Genomic DNA, 1,370 nt, shown 5'->3' with positions numbered 1-1,370 from the left:
TAGCTTCTTGTTTCATCCGTAGGGGTTTGGTCTCCAAACCCCCATTCATTGTATGCTTGCCACAAATAATAAGAATTCAGAATTCAGAATTTAGAAGTTAAATTCTTGCTTTAGCTTCTTGTTTCATCCGTAGGGGTTTGGTCTCCAAACCCCCATTCATTGTATGCTTGCCACAAATAATAAGAATTCAGAATTTAGAAGTTAAATTCTTGCTTTAGCTTTTTGTTTCATCCGTAGGGGTTTGGTCTCCAAACCCCCATTCATTGTTGTGGTAACGTATATTCTTGGTCAGACTTACAGCAATTTTCATTTGAGTAGCTCACTATAAAAACATTTGATGTTGGTGATGGGTGGCTATGATTTTTCTAGAAACCTAGAAACCGGGTTTGTATTAGATGCAGATACACACTGACATCTTTCTCTAACAAACCCGGTTTCTTAATAACACCCTCGCAATTATTTTATAGCTCGGTTTACCAACGCTGGGTTTGGTTTCCAAACCCCTACTGATATGATTATTCTATTTTGATAAATTTCTGCAAACTATTAACTAATGTTGGTGGCCAACGACGAATATTAGCGACCCAATCAAGGTCTTGATACCGGGGGTCTAATCCTACAGCAGCTACCCAGTTACTTTCTGCTTCTCCTTTTTTGCCTTGTTCCCAGAGACAAGCTGTTAAAGCTGCCCGCATATCAGCAAAGTTAGGATATTTACGAACGAGACCTTTTATGGTTTTTATAGCTTTTTGAGTTTCTCCTATTTGGTAAAGAGCTAGAGAATAATTGGCACGAGCAAAGGCATATTCGGGAGCTAACTCGGAAGCTTTTTTATAATCTTCAGTCGCTTTTTCCCATTCTCCTAATCCTGCTTCTGCATTGCCACGGTTATTGTAGGCAACTGGATCTGTTGGGTCTAATTCTATAACTTGGTTATAATCAGCGATCGCTTCTGACCATTTTTCGAGTCTTTCATAAGCAATACCACGATTTAGGTAGGGATCGGGTGCTAAGGGTACAATTTCTATTGCTTTTTCATAATCAGATATGGCTGCTTCTATTTTGTTTTGGCTAAGTCTGATATTACCTCTGTTGCTCCAGATGGCGGGGTTGTCGGGATATTGTTCGAGGATTTGAGTCCATAATTGTTCGGCGTTGGTAAAGTCACCGTTATTACTGGCGTCTAAGGCTTGATTAAATAGATTGTCTAATTCTTCTAATTGGGTGGGGGTAATATTTTGTGGTTGAGTGGCAGCCATTACATTTGATGGGTTGCTCAGACAAAATAGAGAGAATAAAAGGATGGTTATGAAAAATTTGCGAATTAAGTGTGGCATTGATAATTTAGTTAGAGTGGTAAAAATATAAAT

General features: G+C 38.7%; 1 protein-coding gene. It reads right to left on the bottom strand.

The genetic code is table 11. The annotated features are described in order from the left end of the window. Positions 1–515: 515 nt before the first annotated feature. Positions 516–1,337 carry a tetratricopeptide repeat protein gene (locus tag AFK68_RS00140; protein WP_094670684.1) on the bottom strand — a complete coding sequence of 274 codons (822 nt, stop codon included), beginning with the start codon at positions 1,335–1,337 and terminating at the stop codon, positions 516–518. Positions 1,338–1,370 lie beyond the last annotated feature (33 nt).

Origin of the sequence: Hydrocoleum sp. CS-953 (assembly GCF_002260545.1) — a bacterium.
GTDB lineage: Bacteria > Cyanobacteriota > Cyanobacteriia > Cyanobacteriales > Microcoleaceae > Trichodesmium.
The sequence above is the reverse complement of the archived record's forward strand: the minus strand, read 5'-3'. Positions and strand labels throughout refer to the sequence as shown.